This is a genomic window from Mycolicibacterium phocaicum (assembly GCF_010731115.1).
Classification (GTDB): Bacteria; Actinomycetota; Actinomycetes; order Mycobacteriales; family Mycobacteriaceae; genus Mycobacterium; species Mycobacterium phocaicum.
In genome coordinates, this window is sequence record NZ_AP022616.1 from 1,865,503 (window position 1) to 1,888,356 (window position 22,854).

The 22,854-nt window shown below is 67.2% G+C and carries 25 protein-coding genes; 16 read left to right on the forward strand and 9 right to left on the reverse strand.

Annotated elements, in window-relative coordinates; translation table 11 throughout:
- Positions 1–5 precede the first annotated feature (5 nt).
- Genes G6N46_RS09050 through G6N46_RS09060 form a run of 3 tightly spaced genes read left to right on the forward strand, consistent with a single transcriptional unit; the run spans position 6 to position 1,976 of the window.
- Positions 6–632 carry an HAD-IA family hydrolase gene (locus G6N46_RS09050; RefSeq protein WP_163692679.1) on the forward strand — a complete coding sequence of 209 codons (627 nt, stop codon included), beginning with the start codon at positions 6–8 and terminating at the stop codon, positions 630–632.
- Positions 625–1,113 carry a low molecular weight protein-tyrosine-phosphatase gene (locus tag G6N46_RS09055; RefSeq protein WP_138248559.1) on the forward strand — a complete coding sequence of 163 codons (489 nt, stop codon included), beginning with the start codon at positions 625–627 and terminating at the stop codon, positions 1,111–1,113. Before G6N46_RS09050 ends, G6N46_RS09055 begins: the two co-directional genes overlap by 8 nt.
- The gene (locus G6N46_RS09060; RefSeq protein ID WP_138248558.1) at positions 1,113–1,976 is read left to right on the forward strand and encodes an SURF1 family cytochrome oxidase biogenesis protein; all 864 of its coding nucleotides are present in this window, start codon (positions 1,113–1,115) and stop codon (positions 1,974–1,976) included. Before G6N46_RS09055 ends, G6N46_RS09060 begins: the two co-directional genes overlap by 1 nt.
- Here the strand turns inward: G6N46_RS09060 and G6N46_RS09065 are convergent.
- Positions 1,918–2,883: a cobalamin biosynthesis protein gene (locus tag G6N46_RS09065; protein ID WP_138248557.1), complete on the reverse strand. Its 966-nt coding sequence runs from the start codon at positions 2,881–2,883 to the stop codon at positions 1,918–1,920. The genes G6N46_RS09060 and G6N46_RS09065 overlap by 59 nt on opposite strands.
- A gap of 36 nt (positions 2,884–2,919) precedes the next feature.
- Between G6N46_RS09065 and G6N46_RS09070 the strand changes: the two genes are divergently transcribed.
- Complete coding sequence (locus G6N46_RS09070) at positions 2,920–3,747, forward strand: oxygenase MpaB family protein (protein WP_138248556.1); 828 nt, start codon at positions 2,920–2,922, stop codon at positions 3,745–3,747.
- Positions 3,748–3,775: 28 nt separating this feature from the next.
- The gene (locus G6N46_RS09075) at positions 3,776–4,171 is read left to right on the forward strand and encodes a VOC family protein (protein WP_138248555.1); all 396 of its coding nucleotides are present in this window, start codon (positions 3,776–3,778) and stop codon (positions 4,169–4,171) included.
- 3 nt (positions 4,172–4,174) lie between these two features.
- Here the strand turns inward: G6N46_RS09075 and G6N46_RS09080 are convergent, their stop codons facing one another.
- Both G6N46_RS09080 and G6N46_RS09085 read right to left on the reverse strand, forming a co-directional pair.
- Positions 4,175–4,873, reverse strand: coding sequence for a DUF5666 domain-containing protein (locus G6N46_RS09080; protein ID WP_138248554.1), 699 nt, complete (start codon positions 4,871–4,873; stop codon positions 4,175–4,177).
- A 90-nt stretch (positions 4,874–4,963) separates the two neighbouring features.
- The gene (locus G6N46_RS09085) at positions 4,964–5,968 is read right to left on the reverse strand and encodes an alcohol dehydrogenase (RefSeq protein ID WP_138248605.1); all 1,005 of its coding nucleotides are present in this window, start codon (positions 5,966–5,968) and stop codon (positions 4,964–4,966) included.
- A 220-nt stretch (positions 5,969–6,188) separates the two neighbouring features.
- On the opposite strand from G6N46_RS09085, the gene G6N46_RS09090 reads away from it, so the two are divergent.
- Genes G6N46_RS09090 through G6N46_RS09100 form a run of 3 tightly spaced genes read left to right on the forward strand, consistent with a single transcriptional unit; the run spans position 6,189 to position 8,130 of the window.
- Complete coding sequence (locus G6N46_RS09090) at positions 6,189–7,028, forward strand: SH3-like domain-containing protein (protein WP_138248553.1); 840 nt, start codon at positions 6,189–6,191, stop codon at positions 7,026–7,028.
- A gap of 47 nt (positions 7,029–7,075) precedes the next feature.
- Positions 7,076–7,795, forward strand: coding sequence for a thiocyanate hydrolase subunit gamma (gene scnC, locus G6N46_RS09095; protein ID WP_138248552.1), 720 nt, complete (start codon positions 7,076–7,078; stop codon positions 7,793–7,795).
- Positions 7,792–8,130 carry an SH3-like domain-containing protein gene (locus tag G6N46_RS09100; protein WP_138248551.1) on the forward strand — a complete coding sequence of 113 codons (339 nt, stop codon included), beginning with the start codon at positions 7,792–7,794 and terminating at the stop codon, positions 8,128–8,130. The genes scnC and G6N46_RS09100 overlap by 4 nt, the downstream gene beginning before the upstream one ends.
- Positions 8,131–8,138: 8 nt before the next feature.
- Here the strand turns inward: G6N46_RS09100 and G6N46_RS09105 are convergent, their stop codons facing one another.
- Positions 8,139–9,599 carry an aldehyde dehydrogenase family protein gene (locus tag G6N46_RS09105; RefSeq protein ID WP_138248604.1) on the reverse strand — a complete coding sequence of 487 codons (1,461 nt, stop codon included), beginning with the start codon at positions 9,597–9,599 and terminating at the stop codon, positions 8,139–8,141.
- Between the two features lie 20 nt (positions 9,600–9,619).
- Positions 9,620–11,605 (reverse strand): Ig-like domain-containing protein, encoded by a 1,986-nt coding sequence (locus G6N46_RS09110; RefSeq protein ID WP_234880591.1) that lies wholly within the window; start codon positions 11,603–11,605, stop codon positions 9,620–9,622.
- A gap of 10 nt (positions 11,606–11,615) precedes the next feature.
- On the opposite strand from G6N46_RS09110, the gene G6N46_RS09115 reads away from it, so the two are divergent.
- Positions 11,616–12,197 carry a hypothetical protein gene (locus tag G6N46_RS09115; protein ID WP_138248550.1) on the forward strand — a complete coding sequence of 194 codons (582 nt, stop codon included), beginning with the start codon at positions 11,616–11,618 and terminating at the stop codon, positions 12,195–12,197.
- A gap of 207 nt (positions 12,198–12,404) precedes the next feature.
- On the opposite strand, the gene G6N46_RS09120 is transcribed toward G6N46_RS09115, so the two are convergent.
- Both G6N46_RS09120 and G6N46_RS09125 read right to left on the reverse strand, forming a co-directional pair.
- On the reverse strand, positions 12,405–13,244 hold the full coding sequence (locus tag G6N46_RS09120; RefSeq protein ID WP_138248549.1) for a mycofactocin-coupled SDR family oxidoreductase: 840 nt from the start codon (positions 13,242–13,244) through the stop codon (positions 12,405–12,407).
- Between the two features lie 189 nt (positions 13,245–13,433).
- Positions 13,434–14,033 (reverse strand): TetR/AcrR family transcriptional regulator, encoded by a 600-nt coding sequence (locus tag G6N46_RS09125; protein ID WP_138248548.1) that lies wholly within the window; start codon positions 14,031–14,033, stop codon positions 13,434–13,436.
- Between the two features lie 114 nt (positions 14,034–14,147).
- Here G6N46_RS09125 and G6N46_RS09130 point away from each other — a divergent pair, with 114 nt between their 5' ends.
- From G6N46_RS09130 to G6N46_RS09150, 5 genes are read left to right on the forward strand one after another with little or no spacing between them, the layout of a single operon-like run.
- A complete protein-coding gene (locus G6N46_RS09130) occupies positions 14,148–15,431 on the forward strand; it encodes a cytochrome P450 (protein ID WP_138248602.1) in 1,284 nt (427 codons plus the stop codon).
- The gene (locus G6N46_RS09135; protein WP_138248547.1) at positions 15,428–16,885 is read left to right on the forward strand and encodes an aldehyde dehydrogenase family protein; all 1,458 of its coding nucleotides are present in this window, start codon (positions 15,428–15,430) and stop codon (positions 16,883–16,885) included. The genes G6N46_RS09130 and G6N46_RS09135 overlap by 4 nt, the downstream gene beginning before the upstream one ends.
- 20 nt (positions 16,886–16,905) lie before the next feature.
- Positions 16,906–17,736, forward strand: a complete 831-nt coding sequence (locus G6N46_RS09140) for a mycofactocin-coupled SDR family oxidoreductase (protein WP_138248546.1) — start codon at positions 16,906–16,908, stop codon at positions 17,734–17,736.
- The gene (locus tag G6N46_RS09145) at positions 17,733–18,545 is read left to right on the forward strand and encodes a mycofactocin-coupled SDR family oxidoreductase (RefSeq protein ID WP_138248545.1); all 813 of its coding nucleotides are present in this window, start codon (positions 17,733–17,735) and stop codon (positions 18,543–18,545) included. The genes G6N46_RS09140 and G6N46_RS09145 overlap by 4 nt, the downstream gene beginning before the upstream one ends.
- A gap of 16 nt (positions 18,546–18,561) precedes the next feature.
- Entirely contained in the window at positions 18,562–19,356 is a 795-nt protein-coding gene (locus tag G6N46_RS09150; RefSeq protein WP_138248544.1) for a carboxymuconolactone decarboxylase family protein, read from the forward strand.
- On the opposite strand, the gene mddA is transcribed toward G6N46_RS09150, so the two are convergent.
- On the reverse strand, positions 19,357–20,181 hold the full coding sequence (gene mddA, locus G6N46_RS09155; protein WP_138248543.1) for a methanethiol S-methyltransferase: 825 nt from the start codon (positions 20,179–20,181) through the stop codon (positions 19,357–19,359).
- Between the two features lie 247 nt (positions 20,182–20,428).
- Between mddA and G6N46_RS09160 the strand changes: the two genes are divergently transcribed.
- Both G6N46_RS09160 and G6N46_RS09165 read left to right on the forward strand, forming a co-directional pair.
- Positions 20,429–20,998 carry a hypothetical protein gene (locus G6N46_RS09160; RefSeq protein ID WP_138248542.1) on the forward strand — a complete coding sequence of 190 codons (570 nt, stop codon included), beginning with the start codon at positions 20,429–20,431 and terminating at the stop codon, positions 20,996–20,998.
- Between the two features lie 17 nt (positions 20,999–21,015).
- Complete coding sequence (locus tag G6N46_RS09165) at positions 21,016–21,591, forward strand: hypothetical protein (protein ID WP_138248541.1); 576 nt, start codon at positions 21,016–21,018, stop codon at positions 21,589–21,591.
- Here G6N46_RS09165 and G6N46_RS09170 read toward each other — a convergent pair.
- A complete protein-coding gene (locus tag G6N46_RS09170) occupies positions 21,588–22,853 on the reverse strand; it encodes an HNH endonuclease signature motif containing protein (protein WP_163692681.1) in 1,266 nt (421 codons plus the stop codon). The genes G6N46_RS09165 and G6N46_RS09170 overlap by 4 nt on opposite strands.
- Between the last annotated feature and the right edge of the window lies 1 nt (position 22,854).

Genomic DNA, 22,854 nt, shown 5'->3' on the forward strand with positions numbered 1-22,854 from the left:
ACACCGTGACCCCGCAGTTGGTGCTATTCGACCTCGACGGGACGCTGACCGACTCCGCCGAGGGCATCGTCGCCAGCTTCCGTCACGCGCTCGACGCTGTCGGCGCTGACGTACCCGACGGTGACCTCGCCGAACGCATCGTCGGCCCGCCGATGCACGTGACGCTGGGCTCACTGGGCCTCGGTGAGAAGGCTGCCGACGCCATCGCCGCCTACCGCGCCGACTACACGTCCCGCGGCTGGTCGATGAACCGCATGTTCGACGGTATCGAGGACCTGCGGGCGGCCGGGGTACGGCTGGCCGTCGCGACGTCGAAGGCCGAGCCGACTGCCCGGCGCATCGTCGAGCACTTCGGCATCGACGAGCACTTCGAGGTGATCGCCGGTGCCAGCGTCGACGGCACCCGGTCGGCGAAGGCCGACGTCGTCGCTCATGCGCTCGCCCAGCTGACCCCGGTGCCCGAGCAGGTGCTGATGATCGGCGACCGGTCGCACGACGTCCATGGCGCCGCGCACCATGGCATCGACACCGTCGTCGTCGACTGGGGTTACGGCGCAGCCGATTTCACCGACGATTCGACGGTCCGGCGGGTCGCCACCGTCGACGAGCTACGGGAGGTGCTGGGTGTCTGACCGCGTGCACGTGACGTTCATCTGTTCCGGCAACATCTGCCGATCGCCGATGGCCGAGAAGATGTTCGCCCACCAGATCGACGAGCGTGGGCTGGCCGGCCTGGTCCGGGTGACCAGCGCCGGCACCGGCGGCTGGCATGCGGGTGATCCCGCCGACAGCCGCGCCGAGCGGGTGCTGCGCGCGCACGGCTACCCCACCGCGCACGCCGCCGCGGCCATCGACGCCGACCATCTCGCCGCCGACATGATCGTTCCCATGGGCCGCAACCACACCCGCATCCTGAGCGACCTGGGCGCCGATCCCGACCGGGTGCGGATGATGCGCTCGTTCGACCCCCGTTCGGGCGCGCACGCGCTCGACGTCGAGGACCCGTACTACGGCGGCATCGACGATTTCGAGGAGACCTTCGCGGTGATCGAGGCGTCGCTGCCGGGCCTGCACGACTGGGTCGACAAGCAACTGGCGGACCGAGGCGACTGATGCGCCGGCTCGGGTTCCTCTTCCGGCCGCAGTGGCTGGCCCTGTTCGTCGTGGTGATCGCGTTCGCCTACCTGTGCTTCACGGTGCTCGCGCCGTGGCAGCTGGGCAAGAACACCCGCACCTCCCGCGAGAACAACCAGATCGCGTCGTCGCTGAACACCGAACCCGCGCCCCTGACTTCGGTCCTGCCGCACCAGGATTCGTCGGCCCCGGATGCGCAGTGGCGGCGGCTGACGGCGACGGGCCACTACCGCCCCGAGGCGCAGGTGCTGGTCCGGCTGCGGACCGATGACGGCGACCCCTCCTACGAGGTGCTCACCCCGTTCGCGGTCGACGGCGGCCCGACGGTGCTGGTCAACCGCGGCTACGTGAAGCAGGGCGACGGTCCGGGCGTGCCACCCTTCGCCGCGCCGCCGCCGGGGACGGTCACGATCACCGGGCGGCTGCGGGATGCCGAGCCGATCATGTCGGGCAAGGAACCGTTCAAGCAGGACGGCATCCAGCAGGTGTACTCGATCAGCCCGACCCAGATTTCGCAGCTGACCGGCGTGCCACTGACGGCGGAGTACCTACAGCTCGTCGATGGCCAGCCGGGTGGTCTCGGGGTCATCGCGCTCCCGCACCTGGATGCCGGCCCGTTCCTGTCGTACGGCATCCAGTGGATCGCGTTCGGCATCGTCGCGCCCATCGGGCTGGGCTACTTCGTGATGGCCGAAATCCGGCAGCGCCGCCTGGAGAAGGCCCAATCCGGCTCGGGCACCGACACTTCCGGTGGGCCCGACCCCGAGGAACCGGCCACGCCACTCACCGCCGAGGAGAAGACCGAGCAGAAGCTCGCCGACCGCTACGGCCGGCGCCGCTGAGCCCGACGGCCACCACCGTCGCCAGCGCCTGCACCCGGCGGGTCAGTCCCACCGCGCGACGCAGATCGGCGGGCACCGGCGCGGGCCCGGTGCCCAGGGTCGGCCGCATCTCCAGCCGGTGCGCGTACTGCGTCGCTCCCCCGAGCCGCACGCCCAGCGCCCCGGCGAAGGACGCTTCGGCCACACCGGCGTTGGGGCTCGGGTGCTTGTGCGCGTCGGCGCGCCACGCCCGCCACGCCGCGGCGGGCCGTCGCGACGCCGCCATGACGCACAGCCCGGTCACGCGGGCCGGCAGATAGTTGAGGACATCGTCGAATCGGGCTGCCGCCCAACCGAACCGGGTGTAACGCGGGTTGAGGTGACCGATCATGGCGTCCAGGGTGTTGGCACCGCGGTACACCAGCAGGCCCGGCACCCCGGCGACGGCGCCCCACAGGATCGGTGCCACCTGGGCGTCGGAGGTGTTCTCCGCGACCGATTCGAGCGCGGCCCGGGCCAGCCCGTCGGCATCCAGCGCCGACGGATCACGCCCGCACAGGGACGGCAGCAGCTCGCGAGCCGCAGCCACATCGTCGCGCTCGAGCCGCGCCGCCATGTCGGCACCGGTCCGGGCCAGCGACGTCCCGCCGAGCACGGTGTAGGTCGCCGCGGCGGTCACGAGCGTCTTCGCCACCGGACCCCGCGCGACACGTTCCAGCCCGATGCCCAGCGCGCCCAGCCCGAGCAGCAACGCCGCGGTGTGGCCGGCCCCCGCCGGCCGGTTGTCGCGGTACGTACGCCGTTCCAGCGCGGCGGCCGCCGTGCCGAACAGCGCTACCGGATGGCCGCGGCGTGGGTCGGCCCAGCACACATCGGCCAGGTAGCCGAGCGCCAGACCGGCCGCCCGCGGGGCGCTTCTGTCAAACACGCCGGGCAGCGTCTCACAGGTGTCTACTCTCCCATCATGCGGCTGGGTCCACCTCGGCATCCGAAGCGGGTTGTCGACCTCATCAACCCCGCGGCGGCGCTGGCGCCCGCGGCCAACGTGATCATGCAACTGGCCCTGCCCGGGGTGGGTTACGGCGTGCTGGAGAGCCCCGTCGACAGCGGCAACGTCTATAAGCACCCGTTCAAACGCGCCCGCACCACCGGCACCTACCTCGCGGCCGCGGTGTACGGCACCGACGACGACCGTGCCCTGATCCGCCGCGAAGTGGACCGGGTGCACGCGCTGGTGCGGTCGACGGCGTCGAGCCCGGTGAAATACACCGCGTTCGACCCGAAGCTGCAGCTGTGGGTGGCGTCGTGTCTGTACCGCTACTACGTCGATCAGCACGAGTTCCTGTACGGCCCGCTCAGCCCCGCGGCCGCGGACGCCATCTATCAGGACGCCCGCACCCTCGGCACCACGCTGCAGGTGCGCGAGGGAATGTGGCCGGCCGACCGCGTCGCCTTCGACGAGTACTGGAAACGCACGCTCGACGAGCTGCAGATCGACGAGCCCGTCCGCCAACACCTGCACGGCGTGGCGGCGCTGGCGTTCCTGCCCACCCCGCTGCGGCAGCTGGCCGGTCCGTTCAACCTGTTCGCGACGACGGGCTTCCTGCCCACCGAGTTCCGCACCCACATGAAACTGGCGTGGACACCCACCCAGCAGCGCTGGTTCGACCGGCTGCTGACGGCGCTGCGGCTGGCCGACCGGGTGATCCCGCGCGACGTGTGGCTGCTGGGCTACCAGCTGTACCTGTGGGACATGCGGTCCCGCGCCCGGCGCGGAAAAGCAGTGGTATGAAACAACATTCACGATCAGGAGGCATCCCATGGCGTTCGCAGCTCTGAACCATGTCGCGGTCACCGTCAGCGATATGACGGTCAGCGGCCCCTGGTACCGCAACCTGATCGGCGAGGACCCGGTGCTCGACGAACACACCGACGCCGGCTACCGGCATCTGGTGTGGGCACTGCCCGGCGGCACCCTGTTCGGCATCCACCAGCATGACCGCGCCATCGAACCGGGCCAGTTCAGCGAGTTCCGGGCCGGCCTCGACCACGTCGGCTTCGGCTGCGCCTCCCGGGCCGAGCTCGTCGACTGGGCCGCCAAACTCGAGGCGCTGGGCATCACCCATGGCGGCGTCGTCGACGCGCCCTACGGCTCCGGTCTGAGCTTCCGCGACCCCGACGGCATCGCCTTGGAGTTCTTCGCGCCGCCGGAATGAGCGTCAGCGGTGCCCGCCGCCACACGCCCCGTTCACGGCCGGCCGCACCATCGCGAACGTGGCCTGGAGGGCGCCGTTGCCGTCCTTGGTGCCGCGCGCGCCCAGACACATCCCGGCGGCGATCGCCTTCGCGTCGGCGCTGGAGCTCTTGGTGTAGCGGGTGTCGGGTGTCACCGTCACGGTGATCTGCGCGTTGTCGGCGTCGGTGACCATGATCGTGCTGCCGTTCACCGAGGCAACCGTGCCGTTGATGCCGTGTTCGCGCTTTCCGCCCTTCTGACCGCATTGCGCGTTGCCCGGTTGGCCGACGAGGACGTTGGCGGCCGTCACCGCGTTCCCGGTGTCGTTGCCCTTGACCGGGCGGACCGCGACGCACTCGCCGGCCGTGACGTCGGTCAGCTGACCGGGCCCGAGCTGGGTGACCCGCGTCGAGGACGTGATGTCCACGGTCCCCGGCCCGTCTTTCCCGGTGATCGACACGGTGCCGCCCGAGACCGAGTTGACCAGACCGGACAGCCGGTCTTTACCGCCCGGACCGCCGGGAGCTGCAGGTGCCGGGTTCGCGGACGACGGCGCTGAACTGGCGGCGGCACTGGAACCGGCCGACGGTGTGTTCGATGATCCGCAGGCCGCCAGGGACAGCGCGGCGAATCCGGCGAGGGTGACGACGCCGTAGCGCCGGGTACGGGATGTAGTGGACATGAGCCCACAGTGAACGGCCCAGCCATGAATCAGCCCAGATCTTGATATGAAGACGCTGGGCGCGGCTCCATCGTCAGCTCGGGGTCACGCTCAGCCCATTGTCAAGACCACGCGGAATCGCGCATCGCCCGCCATCATCCGGTCGTAGGCTGCCTGCACCTGGCTCAGCGGCATCGTCTCGACCATCGGCCGTACCCCGGTCAGCGCCGAGAAACGCAACGCGTCCTCGGAGTCCTGCGACGTCCCAGAGGCCCAGCCCTGCACACCCAGCGACTTGGTGATCAGCGCGATCGGCGGCACCTGCATCAAGTTCTCGGACGCGCCGACAACAAGTAACTGACCGCGCGGTTTCAGGCCGCCGAGCACGGCGGTCATCGCATCCGCGGCGGTGACCGTCGAGAGCACCACGACAGCACCACCGAGCTTGCGGAGTTCGGCCGCAGGGTCAGACCCGCGTGAATCGATGTAGTGATGGGCGCCAAGCTCTTTCGCCAGCGGCGCCTTGTCTTGTCCGCGCGCGATCGCCGCCACTTCCAACCCCATCTTGGCGGCGAACTGGATCCCGAGATGGCCGAGACCGCCCACCCCGAGGATCCCGACGAGGTCCCCGGGTCGCGCAATCGAATTGCGCAGCGAGTTGAACGTCGTGATGCCCGCGCACAACAGCGGAGCGGCTTCCACGAAAGACAAGCCGGCCGGAATCCGCGCCAGCGCCTCGGCCGGAGCCACCAGGTACTCGGCATAGCCCCCGTCGTAGCTGGCACCGGCGGTCTTGCGCTGCGCGCACGAGATGAAGTCTCCGCGGCGGCAGGGCTCGCACGTGAAATCGCAACCACCGAACGCGCCGACGCCCACCCGGTCACCGATGGCCCACGCGCTGACGCCGGCGCCGACCGCGTCGACTTCGCCGGCGATCTCATGCCCCGGCGTACGCGGGAACGTATTGCCCAGCGTGCCCGCCACCGTCATCGAATCGGTGTGGCAGACGCCGCAGGCACGGACGCGGATCCGCACTTGCCCAGGCCCGGGCTCGGGAATGTCCATGTCCGCCAACTCAAATCGCGCACCCTGTGCCAGAACACGGGCTGCCTTCATCGTCGCCACGCGATGCACCCTACGCCGGAACAACGAGCCCACCTCGGGAAGGTGAGCGCGAACGCGCCAAACCGGCACGCGACTGCCACGGCAACGGTTAAGGTCGGAAAAGTAGTCATGTGAGCCAGGACGCGGGGGTGCGTTCGTCCCTCAGCATGTGTTGGATGCCGGATCGGGCCTCGCGTCAGTTTGTCGCCTCTGCACAACACGAGGAGCTGTCATGAGCACAGCGGCCGAGCGCGCAGCCCAATTGGGCTTGGTGTCCCGACTGAAATCGTCCTACCCGGAACTTCCCGACGCCCCCTACCCCGACATGCTGGATGCGGCCCGGATCCAGGCCTACCTGAAACCGGTGCACGACGTGGGCGGCGAGCCCGACGCCCCGATGGAGTACGTCAACAAGCAGTACGAGCTGTGGGAACACATGACGTACGTGATCTGCGAGGTGCTGGCCTGGCGCGGCATCTGGTTGTCGGAGGAGCGGCGCCGCATCGGCAACGTCGACGTCGGCCGTGCGGAGTACCTGGGTCTGCCCTATTACGGCCGCTGGCTGCTGTCGGTCGCCCGGGTCCTGATCGAGAAGCATCACATCAGCCTCGGCGAACTCATGGAACGGATGGCCGAGGTGAGGGGCCGTTACGAGGGCGGGCTCGACGGCAAGACCCTCGAGGCGAAGCCCAGGTCCGAGGGCGACGGGGCGAACGTCAAGCGCAACAAGCATCACATCGAAGCCGTCGGCATCGGCGATCCGCAGATCTACGCCGGTAAGGCCGGGACACCGAAGTTCAAGGTCGGCGACGCCGTGCGGGTGCGGGAGCTGCCGGTGATCTTCTACACCCGCACCCCGGAGTACGTGCGCGGCGCGACCGGCAAGATCGCGGTGCTGGCCTACGAGAGCCCGGCGCCGGAGGACGAGACGTGGGACATCCCCGAGGCGCCGCCCGAGTGGTTCTACGTCGTCGAGTTCAACCAGTCCGAGCTGTGGCACGACTACACCGGCACGACGCGCGACACCCTGCGCACCGAAATCCCCGAACGCTGGCTGGAAGCCGCCACCTAGCTCGAATCACCGATGCGCTCAATTCACTGATACCAGAAGGGATTTGCATGTCGGATCACCATCATGATCATGACCACGACCACGCCCGCACCGTGAAACCCATGGTCGACGAGATCACCGACTTCGAGGTCCTCGAGATCGCCCTGCGCGAGTTGTGCATCGAGAAGGGCATTTTCACCGCCGAGGAGCACCGGCGGTTCACCGAGTTCGCCGAGCAGATCGGCCCCACCCCGGCGGCGCGGCTCGTCGCACGGGCTTGGCTGGACCCCGAGTTCAAGGAGCTGGCCGTCAACGATTCACTCGCCGCCAGCAAGGCCGTCGGCGTCGATTGGCTGGAGCCGACCGGCTTCGGCACCCCGAGCGATTTCGTCGCGTTCCAGATTCTCGCCGATACGCCGACGGTGCATCACGTCATCGTCTGCGCGCTGTGCTCGTGCTATCCGCGGCCGATCCTGGGGAACTCCCCCGAGTGGTACCGCACGCCCAATTACCGCCGGCGCCTGGTCCGTTGGCCGCGTCAGGTGCTGGCCGAGTTCGGGCTCTACCTGCCCGACGACATCGAGGTCCGGGTCGAGGACTCCAACCAGAAGCACCGGTTCATGGTGATGCCGATGCGCCCCGAGGGCACCGACGGCTGGACCGAAGATCAACTGGCCGAGATCATCACGCGCGACTGCCTGATCGGCGTGGCACTCCCCAAACCGGGCGTGACCACCAACGCGATCGTGACGACGCGCCCCGCCATGCACCCGGGGACGGCCGGATGAGCGAGATCGCGCCACTGCGGGACATCGTGGCCCGTGACCAGGTGTGGTCGCGCATGGCCGCCAAGTGGGGTGTCGAAAACCCTGTTCCCCCATGGAAAACCAGCCTCGACGGACTCTGTGACGCACTGGACCATTCGGCCTGCGAAGCCGAGGTGCTCAATTTCAAGGACCGCCGCGACGAAGAGGACGCCCTCTCGGCCACGGTGTATGCGAGCCTGCCGTACCCGGAGAACCAGCTGGTCTCGCTCGCCCATTCACTGGTCGCGCGCGGCGTCATCAGCGAAGCGGAGTTGCAGGAACGACTCGCGAGCGTGCGGGCCAGGCTGGAGGGCTGACACGCCCGTCAGGACACCTTGATCCGGATGTTCTTGGTCTGCCGGAACTCTCGGAGGCCTTCGATTCCGCCCGACCGGCCGATGCCGCTGTGTTTGTATCCGCCGTAGGGGCCTTGCGGCTGGATGTCGCTTCGGGTGTTCACCCAGACCGACCCGGCCTGAAGCTGCCGTGACACCACATGGGCGCGGTGCAGATTCGTGGTGTGGACGAATGCGTTGAGCCCGTACCGGGTGTCGTTGGCCAGCTCCACCGCTTCGGCGTCGTCGTGGAATCGCAGCACCGACACCACCGGCCCGAAGGTCTCCTGCTGGGCCAGCGGTGAGCAGTTGTCGACGTCCGCGAACACCGTCGGCTCGACGTAGAACCCGGACGCCAGCTCGCCGCCGATCCGGTTGCCGCCCAGCACGAGTTCGCCGGCTCCTTCGGCCATCGCCCGCTCGATGGTGCCCAGGATGCGGTCGACGGCGGCCTGGTTGATGACCGGACCGAAGAGGACATCGGAGCGCAGCGGGTCGCCGATCGGCGCCCGCGTGACAGCGGCGAGGAACTTGTCCAGAAACGCGTCATAGACATTGTTGTGAACCAGAATTCGGCTACTGCAGGCACAACTCTGCCCGGCCTGCATGATCGGCCCTTGGTGCGCGGACAGGTTCGCGGCGGCATCCAGATCGGCATCGTCGAAGATGATCGCGGCGGCGGTGCCCCCGAGTTCGGCGACCACCGGGGTGATGTTCTCCGCTGCGGCGGTCAGCACCCGCCGGGCAGTGGCGGTACCTCCCGTGAAATGAATCTTGCCCACACCGGGGTGCCGCACGAGTGCCTCGCCGCCGTCCGCGCCCGCGGGCAGCACGTTGACGAGGCCGGCGGGCAAGCCGGCCTCGAGGCAGAGTTCGCCGAACCGGAGTGCCGCCAGCGGTGCGAGTTCCGACGGCTTGACGACGACGGCATTGCCCGCGGCCAGGGCCGGCGCGACCGCCAGCCCGATCACCACGAGGGCGCCGTTCCATGGCGCGATGACGCCCACGACGCCGTACGGTTCATGCTCGACCAGGTTGAGGTCGAAGCCGCCCGCCACGGGAGTGCTTGCGCCATCGGCCTTGTCGACGTATCCGGCGTAGAACCGGAAGAACCGTTCTGTCAGCACCGACGTCGCGGCCAACGACGTCGGCACGCCGTAGTCGTGGGTGTTGATCCGGGCGAACTCCCCGTGGTGCTCACCGAGGAGATCGGCCAGATCGAACAGGATGTCGCGGCGCCGGTCGGGCGGATACGACATCCAGGTTCGCTGCGCCCGCTTGGCCGACTCGACCGCCCTGTCGATTTCCACGGCGCCGGCCATCTCGACGACGGCGTTCACCCGACCGGTGCCGGGATAGATGTGGTGGTGCGTCCCACCGGAGGATCCCGTGATCCGCTCTGCACCGAGAAGCAATGCACCACTGGGTAATTCGTTGCCGCTTGCGATGATGCGGTCCTTTCGATGGCCGGCTATGCGTCCTGCTGTGCCTGGTGCGCCGCATCCGGGTCCGGCAGCGACTGCACATCGCCGTCGACACTGGAGGTGATGGTGCCGGTCAGCGACTGCTGGAACGCGTTGATGTTCGCGTCGGCTGTCAGATAGCCGGTGTGGGCGCCGGTGACGGTGATATCGGCCAGGTAGTGGACCGTCGTCTGACTGGCGTTGTAGTCGGCGGATTCGGTGCCGTTGAGAATCTCGCCCAGTTCGTTGACATAGTTGGTGTAGGTGACGGTGCGGATGGTGCGCGTCGGATCGTTGGAGTCCGGCGCCTCGGTCACCACCGCGGTACCACCACCCACACCCGAATAGGTGCCGGTGGCCGGCAGCGGTGTGGTGGCGGCGACGTAGCTGCCGAGGGCCGGTGCCCACGAATCCGAGCTCGGCGTCGACCGGTCCGCCGCGACCGGTCCGACACTGGTGGTGTACTTCAGGTTCGCGATGACCAGCCGGGACACCGTCGGATCGGTGGTGCTGGACTCCCAGAACGTGACAGCGGTGCCGTCGGGATTCCAGCTCGGCATGCTGCGGGCCGCGTATCCGTCGCCGGCGTCGAACAGCGGAATGCCGTTCTCCCGGTTGAGTTCATCACCGACCTGGACGATCCATTCCTGGTTCGAGATGTTGACCGGGGCGGCCCACTCCAGGTACACGGGTGCGCCGACGTACACCGGCAGGAAGTTCTGCCGGATGATCCGCGTCATCGGGGTCAGCGCATTGAGCCCGCGGGTGCTGCCGATGGCGATCCACTGCATGTTGGGCGAGTAATCCATGTCCTCGTCGTAGTCGAGGTTGGCCGTCACCCTGGTGACCTTGCCGGTGGCGAGGTCGACCTCGATGTCGTCGACATTGCCCGCATCGAATTGGCCGCCGAGGATCACCACGCCCTTACCGTCCGGTGTCCACTGCTTGCCCTCACCCGTGGGGTACACCACCCGGGCGTCGGTGACCGTGTAGCCGGTATCGGTGCGGGTGAGCGTGCCGACGATCGGCAGGGCCTGCAGCAGGTTGTTGGGCCCGATCACGATTCGGGTGTACAGCACGTGGGTGCCGTCCGGCGACACCCGCATCTCGCGTTGCGGATCGATGGCGTAGCCACCGCCGGCCGGCGTGGTGATCGAAACCAGCTGGGTCCCGTTGATTCCGGTTTCCAGCATGGAGTAGCGCGGCGTCTGCCCGGCGACGTTCACCAGCACCAGTACCCGGCCCGAACCGTCGTCGACGGGAACGGGTTTGGCCAGATTTCCGGTTTCGCCGACGCTGACGCCGCAGGTCACACATTGCAGCGCCGTTCCGTCGGTCTTGACCTGGTAGATCTCCGAGCGGCCCCCGCTGGTCGGTTGGCCGGCGAAGAAGATGGATTGGCCGTCGGCCGAGTAACGCGGATTCGCCGGGCTGGCAATGGTGCCGGGCAGGTTCAGGATCACCCGCTGGACTTCGGGGTTGAGCACCGAAACGTCGATGCCGGCCTTGGCGCTGTGCGGGCTGAACAGACCCAGCAGGTTGAACTTGCCGTCCGTCACCGACACGGAGAACGAATCGGTCTGCACCGCCGTGTAATTGATGTCGTTCGGGGTGTAGGTGAAGTTGCCGGTGGCCTGATCGATGGTCAGCGTGCCGTACTTCGGCCCCTGTGTGACCTTGTAGGTCAGGGCGTCGCCTTCGGCGTCGGACGCGCCGAGGTTACCGGTCACTGTCTGGCCGGTCTGAACTGTCGTGGTCGGGTTGTATGCGATGGTCGGGGCCTGGTTGAACACGTTGCGCCGCACCCAGGCGAGTACCGCCCACACCGCCGGGGTCAGCGGGTCCGCGGTGTTGGGTGCCGGCTTCACGAACGGGTTGAGCAGATTGGTCACCACACTGTTGAGAAAGCCCGCCAAACCCGTTGCCGGAGAGACGACCTGAGTCGTCACGGCGGCCGGTATCGCGGCGGTGGCAGCCGTCGCGGCGACCGCCATCGTCTGTGTCGTGGCGGCCGTGGAGGCAACTGCCGCCGCGGTCACCGCGGCGGTCTTGGCCGTGACGTTGGTGCTGACGGCCGCGGTGCTCGCCGCCTGCGTGGAGGGCGAGGCGGTGGTGGTCTCCGCACGCGCCGGCTTGGCCGGGGATTTGGTGGTCGTGCCCGGCTTGGACGAGGGCTTGGCACTCGTGCGCGGCTTGGCCGCCACCGATGCCGTACCGCCGCCGGCACTTTCGTGTGCGTCGCCCTTCGGAGTCGTCGATGAACTGCCGGTATGGGCTCCCCCACTGCTGCTGACGACCACCCCCGAGCCCACCTCGGCGCTCGACGACGTCGATCCGGACGTCGGTGATGTGCCTGACGTCCCTGGGACCGAAGACGATCCGGTGCCACCCGAGCCACTCGCCGATTCGGTCGTCCCGGTCGTCCCCGTGGTGCCCGCCGTTGCGGTTACACCGGTGTTCGTCGGGGACCCACTCGTCGCACTGCCCGCGGCACCCGAGGACGTCGACCCACCCGGTGCGCTCATCGAACTCGATGACGATGAACTCGCCGACCCGCCAACGGTATCCGCGACGGCCACTCCGTGACCGGTCGCCACCGCGGTGGCCAGCCACGCCGCGACCGCCAGGCCGCCATACCCGCCGATCTTGGCGGCTCTCTGACAGGAGTGGGACGCAGGTACCTCGGGTGCCACTGAGGCAAACAGCGGATTGACGGGAGAACTGTTACTGGCCATGGGCTTTGGCTCCGTTGCCGTTGGGTTGATGCCTATTCGGTTGGGTTGCTGATCAGGGTTACTTGAGCATGCTTCCGGCGTCGACGGTCATGGGAAGACCTGTCACATAACGGGATTCGTCCGAGGCCAGGAACAGCACGGCGTTGCTGATGTCCACTGGCTCGACCCAGCCCACCGGCAGCACGTGCATCATCTGCGCGACGACCTTCATGTCGTCCGGGCCCGGGTTCTCCAGGTCGGGACGGAACAGCTTCATGGTGCCCTCGTTCATGAACAGCGGGGTGTTCACGTTCGTGGGGTGCACCGAGTTCACCCGGATCGAGTGGTGGCCCAGCTCCACGGCGAAGGTCCGCATCAGCCCGACCACGCCATGCTTGGCCGCGATGTAGTGCCCCGTGTGCGGGTAGGCCTTGAGTCCGCCCACCGAGCTGGTCAGAATGATCGATCCACCCTGCCCCTGCGAGATGAGGTGCGGCACCGCGGCTTTGACCGACTTCCAGACGCCGGAGAGGTTGACGTCGATCATGTCGGTCCAGTCTTCTTCGCTGGTGTGGTCCAGCGTCTGGCCACCGTTTCCGATACCGGCATTGGCGCAGATGATGTCCAGCCGGCCGAGCTGTTCGACGCCGTTGTCGACAGCGGCCTTCACCGCGGCGTAGTCGCGCACGTCGACCTCGGCGGTGACGATGCGCCGGTTCAGCTGCTTGACCAGGTCCGCCGTTTCGGCAAGGTCGTCCCGCGTCGCGGGTGCGATCTGGGGGTTGCTGCTCACCGGACCACAGACGTCGATGGCGATGATGTCGGCGCCCTCTTCGGCGAGCCGCACGGCGTGACTACGCCCCTGACCACGGGCCGCTCCGGTGATGAATGCGACCTTGCCCTCTACCCGTCCCGCCATGAATCCACCTCGCTGTTGGTTGTCGCCGCCGCCGCGGAATGGCGGTCCGGCCGTCGATTCCAAAAATTGGTCGATCGATCAGGAACCATGGCATGCGATGCCGCGCAGTGTCAATGACGAGATTCAAAAAGGCGGCGACGCCGCCGAAATCACCGAGCGGACGGGCGCGACGGCCCGTCCGGCCACCGGTCAGTCGCGCACGACTTCCGCAGCCTTCGTCAACAGCTCGATCTGCCGGTCGATGAACGCGCGGAGTTCCTCATGCCCCCGGGTCACACCGACCGCATTCTCATTGCCGACGCTGCGCGCGATCTGGGCGACGATCATGGAGATCACCACCGGCGGGTACGCGTCCAGATTCACGCCGGCGGTCCGCAGAACCAGCGTCACCGCCGCGGTCTCGATATCGCGCACACGTTCCGAGTACGCCTTCAATTCGGCGCCAACGGCCTTGCGATGGTTGGCCAATGCCATGAATTCGGTGCTCAACACCGTCTGTCGCGGGTCACTGTTGATCCGCCACAGCGCGCGCAGCGGGTCCTCGTCGAGCAACACTTCCCGCAGCCGCTCCAGAGCCACTTCCCCGCCGGCACGAAGCGCCTCGACGAACAGGTCGTCCATGGTCGGGAAGTAGTAATAGACCAACGCCTGCTTGACGCCGGCCTGGGCCGCGACCCGCCGCGAGGTGGCCGCGGCGTATCCCTCGTCGTGCATGATCTGCACCGTCGCCTCGATCAGGCGCTGTCGGGCACCGCCGTCATCGGCCTTCGATTTGCGTGCCTGGGTCATCGACGAACCCGCCCCGAAATGCTTGACCGGCCGTCGCGGCGCGTGATAGGCATACGGCAGTCTAACATTTTGATCGATCGATCAGGAGTTGCTGTCATGCAGCCCAAGTCCACAGTGGCCGACCTCGCCGACGTCGACTACTTCACGAACCCCGACATCGCCCAGGACCCGTACGCGTACTGGGATCACCTGCGTCAGCAGGGGCCTGTCGTTCGCGAACCGCACTACGGCGTGGTGGCGGTGACCGGGTACCAAGAAGTCCAGGCGGCCTTCAAGGATGTCGATTCGTTCTCGGCGGTCAATGCCATCGGCGGCCCGTTCCCGCCGCTCCCGTTCACCCCGGATGGGGACGACATCAGCGAGCTCATCGAGGCACACCGTCACGAGTTCCCGATCTTCGAACACATGGTGGTGATGGATCCGCCCGAGCACGAGAACGCCCGGTCCCTGCTGAGCCGGCTGCTGACCCCGCGCCGCCTGCAGGAGAACTCGGACTACATGTGGGGTCTCGCCGACCGGCAGTTCGACGAGTTCATCGCGAACGGCCGGTGTGAGTTCCTCGGCGAGTACGGCAAGCCGTTCGCGACGCTGGCGATCGCGGATCTACTCGGCGTACCCGAGGACGATCGCCCCGAGATCCGGCGCAACCTCGGAGCCGGCAACGTACCGGGATCCGCGGTCGGCGCATTGGACCATGAACCCGTCGGCTCCAATCCCCTTCAGTACCTTGACGATCTGTTCAGCGGCTATATCGCCGACCGGCGCGAGCACCCGCGCGAAGATGTGCTGACCGGGCTGGCCACCGCCACCTATCCCGACGGCTCCGTCCCGCCGCTGCTCGAGGTGGTGCGGCCGGCGACGTTCCTGTTCGCCGCCGGGCAGGAAACCGTCACGAAGCTGCTCAGTTCCGCCGTCAAGGTGCTGGGCGACAACCCCGGGCTGCAGCATCACCTGCGGGAGAACCGCGACCTGATCTCGCCATTCATCGAGGAGGCACTGCGCTTCGAGAGCCCCACCAAGGTGGACTTCCGCCTGTGCCGCAAGTCCACCACCCTGGGTGGCGTGCCGATCAAGGCCGGCACCGTGATGATGCTGTGTCTCGGGGCGGCCAACCGGGATCCCCGAAAGTTCGACAATCCCAACGAGTTCCGTCTCGATCGCAAGAACGTGCGCGAACACATCGCCTTCGGCCGTGGCATCCACACCTGCGCCGGCGCTCCCCTGGCCCGGGTCGAGGGCCGGGTCACCATCAACCGCCTACTCGACCGGACGCGCGACATCCGGATCAGCGAGGCCAAGCACGGCGCCCCGGGCCATCGCAACTACGGCTACGAGCCGACGTTCCTGCTGCGCGGCCTCACCGAGCTGCACATCGAGTTCACCGAGGCGCGGCGATGACGGTGCAATCGGTCCTGGAAGACATCACGAACCGGCCGGGCCACGGGGACGTCATCGCGATCATCAACCCCGCCACCGAGGAGGTGATCGCCGAATTCCGGGACGGCGGCGCCGAAGCGGTCGACGCTGCCGTGACCCGTGCGCGCGCGAGTTTCACCTCGGGGGTGTGGAGCGGGCTGCCCGGCAACGAGCGGGCCAAGGTGCTGTGGCGGGTGGCCGATCTGATCGACCAGCACGCCGACGAACTCGCCCAGATCGATTCCCTCAACACCGGAATGCCGTATTTCCAGGCGTTCATGATCATGTCGACGTGCGCCGAATCGTTCCGTTACTACGCGGGCTGGTGCACCAAGGTCAACGGCATCGCCCACGATGTGCAGCAGACCGGCGGCATCACGGGCGCCTTCACCACCATGCACGCCTACACACTCAAAGAGCCCTACGGCGTTGTCGGGCTGATCTTCCCGTGGAACGGGCCGGTGTTCAACGCGTGCACCAAGCTGGCGCCAGCCCTGGCCGCGGGGTGTAGCTGTGTCGTCAAACCCGCTGAGGAGACGCCCCTTTCGGCCCTGCTGCTGGAGCGGATCCTGGCCGAGGCCGGCGTACCGGGCGGCGTGGTCAACCTCGTCACCGGATACGGCCACACGGTCGGCGCGGCGATCACCGCGCATCCCGGCGTCGACAAGGTCGCCTTCACCGGCTCCACCGAAGTGGGCAAGCAGATCGTGCAGGCCGCCGGCGGTGGCAATCTCAAGCGGGTCGCGCTCGAATTGGGCGGCAAGTCACCGGTTCTGATCTACGACGACGCCGATCTGGACACCGCCATCACGATGGCGGCGATGGGTATCTTCATCCATTCCGGGCAGGGCTGCATCAGCGGATCGCGAATCTTCGCCCAGCGAAGCGTGTACGAGAAGGTGGTCGAGGGCGTCGCCAACATCGCTAACTCGGTGAAGCTCGGTGCACCGACAGAAGACGGCGTCCTGATCGGCCCGATCATCAGCGCCAAGCAGCTCGACCAGGTGTTGGGCTTCATCGATGGGGGCCGCCGGGATGGCGTCGAGATAGTCGCCGGCGGAGACCGGCTGGATCGCAGTGGATTCTTCGTGCACCCAACGGTTCTCACCGATGTCGCGCCCACCGCGCGGCTGTACCAGCAGGAGATCTTCGGGCCGGTGGTCGCGATCCTGCCGTTCGATGACGACGACGAGGTCGTGGCCCTGGCCAACGATTCCGAGTACGGACTGGCCGCGACGGCCTGGACCAAGGACATCGGCCGCGCGCACCGACTCGCCAAACGTCTCGACGCCGGCACCGTCACGCTGAACTGCCAGATGGTGTTCGACCACTCGATGCCCTTCGGCGGCTACAAGCAGTCCGGCTGGGGGCATGAATGGGGACGCGACGGCATCGAGAGCTTCCTGAAGACCAAGACGGTTTACACCCAACTTTGAGTACACGGCAAGGAGTTCAGATGGGATCGTTGGACGGGAAGGTCGCCTTCATCACCGGCGCGGCCCGTGGGCAGGGGCGTAGCCACGCCGTGCATCTCGCCAGAGAAGGTGCGGGCATCATCGCCGTGGACATCTGCGCCGACATCGCGTCGAACGGCTACCCCATGGCCAGCCGCGACGAGCTCTCCGAAACCGTGGCTCTCGTCGAATCGGTGGGCGGCAAGATCGTCGCCGACGTCGCCGACGTCCGTGATTTCGCCGAACTCAAGTCAGCGGTGGATGCCGGCGTCGAGCAATTCGGTCGCCTCGACATCGTCTGCGCGAACGCCGGCATCGCCACGATGGCATTCCGTGAGCTGACCATCGAAGAAGAACTCGAGATGTGGACCGACGTCATCGACGTCAACCTGACGGGCGCCCTGCACACCGCCAAGGCCGCGATCCCCCACATCATCGCCGGCGGGCGCGGCGGGTCGATCATCTTCACCAGCTCCACTGCCGGGCTCAAGGGCTTCGGCGGTTCGCAGGCCGGCGGTCTGGGATATGCGGCGTCCAAGCACGGCATCGTCGGACTCATGCGAACACTGGCCAATGCGCTTGCCCCACAGAGCATCCGGGTCAACACCGTGCACCCGACCGCCGTCAACACCATGATGGCGGTCAACCCGGCCATGACGGCGTTTCTGGAGAACTACCCCGATGGTGGCCCACACCTGCAGAACCCCATGCCTGTCGGGCTGCTCGAACCAGAAGACATCAGCCACGCCGTCGCCTTCCTGGCCTCCGATGCGGCGCAATACATCACCGGGGTCACGCTTCCGGTCGACGCCGGCTTCTGCAACAAGCTGTGAATGCCGGCACCGGCAGAGTCGCCGGCAAGAAGATATTGATCACGGGCGCGGCCCGCGGGATGGGCCGCAGCCACGCGGTGCGCCTCGCCGAGGAGGGCGCCGATCTCATTCTCGCGGACATCTGCGAGTCCCTCGCCGTCCTCGAGTACCCACTGGCCACGCGCGACGATCTCGACGAAACCGCCAGACTGGTGCGGGAATCCGGACGCCGCGCCGCGACGTACGTCGTCGACGTCCGCGATGCCGACGCGTTGCGCGCGGCAGTCGACGACGGCGTGCAGCAGTTGGGCGGCCTCGACGGCGCCATTGCCAATGCCGGGGTCCTCACCGCGGGCACGTGGGACACCACCACCGCAGAACAATGGCGCGCCGTGGTCGATGTGAACCTGATCGGGACGTGGAACACCTGCGCAGCGGCGCTGCCCCACCTGATCGACCGAGGCGGCAGCATCGTCAACATCAGCTCCGCTGCCGGTACCAAAGGGACACCGCTTCACCTCCCCTATACCGCGTCCAAGCACGGGATCGTGGGGCTCAGCAAGAGCCTGGCCAATGAGGTTGCCGCGCAGGGTGTTCGAGTGAACACAGTGCATCCCACCGGAGTGCCGACCGGAATGCAGCCGCCGTCCCTGCACGCCCTGATCCGGGAGACGCGGCCTGACCTGGCACCGCTTTTCGCCAATGCCCTACCGGTCGTCATGGCCGAGGCCATCGACATCAGCAACGCGGTGCTGTACCTGATGTCCGACGAATCCCGTTACGTCACGGGCCTCGAACTCAAAGTCGATGCCGGCGTCACCATTCGGTGAGCCAGAGAGGACGAACATGACAGAGCTGGACACCGAGCGCGGCAGGCTGGCCTACGCCGAAGTCATGACGGTTGCCGCACCACCGCAGTCAACCCCGGTGGACGACCATTTGCGGGATGTGGTCTTCGGCGACGTCTGGCAGCGGCCAGGACTGACCCGGCGCGAACGTCGCTTCATCACCCTCCCCTGCGTCGCGGACGCCGATGCCGAAGATCCGTTGCGCGCACATGTTTACGCCGCCCTCAACAGTGGTGACATCACGATCGTCGAGATGCGGGAAACCGTCCTGCATTTCGCCGTGTATGCCGGCTGGCCGAAGGCTTCCCGCTTCAACATGATCGTCGACCAGGAGTGGAACCGCATCCATCAGGAGCGGGGCCTGCCGGTACCCGAGCCCGAACGGCTGCTGCCGCTTCCCACTCCCAGTGACCCCGAAGAACGCCTGGCCGTCGGCGCGCAGTGCTTCAAGGACATCAACTGCCTGCCGTTCGCGCCGAACCAGGACAACCCATTCCAGGGCGCCGGCATCTTGAACTTCGTCTTCGGCGAAATGTGGCTGCGGCCCGGGCTGGCGAGAAAGGAACGGCGCCTGATCACCGTGGCCTGTGTCGCCTTCCAGGACGCGCCGTTTCCCATCGTCAGCCACGTCTACGCCGCGTTGAAGAGCCGCGACGTGTCGTTCGACGAGATGGACGAACTGATGCTGCATTTCGCCGCACACTGCGGATGGCCGAAAGCCGCACATCTGAGTCAGGTTGCCGCCGAGCAGAAACGGCGCGTGACGCAGGAGTGGGCCGCCGAGGCCGGCTGATCACCGCCACAACTTCGGCACGAGCATCGGCACGCGGTCGCGATACACGCGGTACTGCTCGCCCAGCGCGGCGATCAGGTCGCGCTCCTCGAGCTGGATTGCCACCAGGATGTACCCGGTCGTGGTGAGCGAGAACAGCAGGTGCCCGGCCGTCATGGTCGGCGTGGCCCAGAAGGCGACGACGAATCCGAGCATCAGCGGGTGCCGCACCAGCCGGTAGAGGAGCACCGTGCGGAAACCGTTGTCCGCATGGGCCTTCGACTGCCACGCGAGCACCACCTGGCGGACGCCGAAGAGTTCGAAGTGGTCGATCATGAACGTCGAAGCGAGCACCGTCATCCAGCCCACGGTCGCCAGTGCGTACAGCGCCACGGCAGCCGGCTCGGAATCCACCTGCCACACCACCGTGTCGATCGAGCGCCACTGCCAGAACACCAGCGCGAGTGCCGCAGACGCGAACAGCACGTAGGTGCTCCGCTCGATGGCGACCGGCACGAAACGGGTCCACCACCGTTTGAAAGCCGGCCGGGCCATCACGCTGTGCTGGACCGCGAAAACGCTCAACAAGCCGAGGTCGATGATCACCGCTTGTCCGACCGGCGCGTGGATTGCGCGGTCGACGCTGCGCGGCACGATGACGTCTGCGACGAACCACATGGCGTAAACGAACACACCGAGGAATAACGCGTAGCTCACCGCGCCGTAGGCCAGCGTGGCCCTGCGGGCTCCCGGTCGATCGTCGGGTCGGTTCGTGGGGTGACGGAGCACCGGGCAGCTGGTGATCTTCGGTCCGGCAACGACATCCGGCGGCGGTGTGGGGCTCATGGGAGTTCCTCTCGGGTAGTGCAGTTTTGTAGTCACCCGACGATGCGTCCCGGCTCTGCACCAAACGTTGCACCGCTATGAAATGCCGAGGTCAACGCGGTCCCCGGTAGACACACACACCTCGTGCGCCCTGCTTCCGCCGTCGGCGCGTGCCGGTCACCTGCGCCTTTCACGACTTCTTCAGCAGCGGGCAACGCCACTCGCGCACCGTCAGTGCGACAACCCCCACTGCCAGAGGAGAGCAGCAATGAACGGAATCATCCGCCTGGGCGGCGTGGCCGCCGTCGCGACGATCGTCGGCCTCGGCGCCGGCACCGCCGTAGCGGCGCCCGCGCAAACCGACGGCGCCATGCTCTACATCTGCCAAGACATCGGGAACCCGAGCAGCTACCGGATCACGGTCAAAGGCGCCTATCCGATGCAGCAGCCCGACGCGGCCGGCTACCTCATCCACATGAACGACGGCAATCATCCCGGTGGCTCCGGTCCCGGCGGGCTGCGCGTTCAGCTCAAGGCCGACAATCCCGGCAACAACTCCGACTACGACATCGGCTACGGCTTCTACCCCACGACCCAGACCACCAGTGAGGGTTATTTGAAGGCGGGCCCCAGTGGCCTCGAGTACCGGCGCGAAATGGTCGTCCCCCGACCGAATTTCAACGAGGACTACCGGCAGCCCGGCGCCGACGACAACGTCGACGAGGTCTATGCCGTCGCGACGTTCCGCGACGGTGGCGGCGGCGAACGGCGTGCTGTGACGCAGGTGATCACACGCAATTTCGAGGTGCCGGGCATCTGCGACGGCTGCTGCCACTGAGACACGAGGAAACGACAATGAACAACAACTCATGGCCGGTGAAACTCACCGCGACCGTACTCGCCTTGACCGCCGTTACCACCGCACCCGCGGTCGCAGCTCCCAAGCCCAGCGGCGCAACGCTTTTCCTCTGTCCCGATTTCGGGAAGCCGGGCTCGTACCGGGTGACCATCCGCGGCGTCTTCCCGATGACACAGGCCGACGCCGAGGGCTACCTCATCCACATCGACGACAATCCGGCCAAGCCGGGCCACATGGTCTACTACCTGCAGGACGACGACGGCCATGGCCACGAGGGAGACAGCAGCATCGCCTACCTCACAGTGCCGCACAGACATTCGGATGCGGGCGGCTTCCTCCGGGCCGGCCCTGGTGGCCTGGAATACCAGCGTGAGTTGTCGGTGCGCACCTACGACCTCGATGCCGACGGCACCAAGTGGTACGACCCCGACCGGGTTACCGGCGAAGATCTCGACGAGATCTATGCCGCGGCAACATTCATCGACGCCGATGGTGGCGCAAGGACGCAGATCAGCCAGCAGATCACCAAGGACTTCACCGCGCCCGGCGTCTGCGACGGGTGCTGTTCCTAGCCGGCCGGCTGCGTGGGTGGAGGTTCGAAAGGTTGGTACCACCACCATTGGGCGCGTTCCCCGGTCGGTCCGGGACACGGCCGAACATTGGGTGGCGGAATGGTCGGTGGCCTCGCCAGGGATCCACCGTCGAGTTGTCGACCCGCGGAGTCGGTCACGACCAGCCGATCAGCCGGGCCGGTGATGGTGATGACCCGCTTGTGGTGCAGCTGGTGGTGGTACGGGCACACCAGCACCAGGTTGTGCAGTTCGGTTTCCCCGCCGTTCTCCCAATGAATGATGTGATGCGCATGCAATCCGCGGGTCGCCCCACACCCAGGCACTCGACAGCAGCGGTCGCGGTGTTCCAACGCGCGGCGCAGGCGGCGGCTGATGGTGCGCGTCGACCGGCCGGCACCGAACGGCTGACCATGCTTCTCGAGCCACACCTCACACGTCGCGTCACACAACAGCAGCCGGCGTTCGTCATCGGTCAGCGCCAGGCCCAAATGCAATGCCGCCGCCCGCTTTTCCGCATCCATGTGCACCACCACGGTGGTGTGCTGCCCATGCGGACGGCGTTCCACATCGGTGTCCCAGCCGGCCTCCACCAGGCTCATGAACCCGTCCACCTGATTCGGGAACGGCGGCGCCTCGTCGGACGGTTGCCCATCCTCGTGGGCGCGCCTCCAGTCCGCCACCAACGCATCCTGATGCGACGCCACCGCCGCATCGAACTTGGCGGCCTCCAGCTTGGGCAGCCGAATCTTGTATGTCGTGGACCCGTCCTCGTGCGTGGTCTTGCGGATCGACCGCTCCGGCTCCGGCTCCGGCTTCGTTTCCAGCTCGGGGTCCGGGCGCGGCTCCAACTTCACCGCGGTCCGTAGTTGGGTGACCGTGGCGCTTTCGGCGAACTGTGCGTAATGCTCATCAGAGCCGTCGGCGGCGTGCTCGGCGACGACGCCGACCTGATCCAGCGACAACCGGCCTTCCCGCATCGCCTCGGCGCAGCGCGGGAATTCCTCGATCCGGTGCGCGACCGCCACCATCACTTCCGCATTGCGCGGTGACACCCCGGTCTTCCACGCCACCAACGCAGGAAGCGACCGCGCCCCCGTCGCGCCCCACAACCCATCACGATCGATCTCGGCCACGATCTCCACCAACCGGCCATCGATCGCGTTGCGCTGACCGATCAACTCCCCGATCTCCACGACGAACGTATCGAGACGCTCACACGGCGACGGCGACTCAACATCGAAAGCCATTGCCGTGGTGGACATA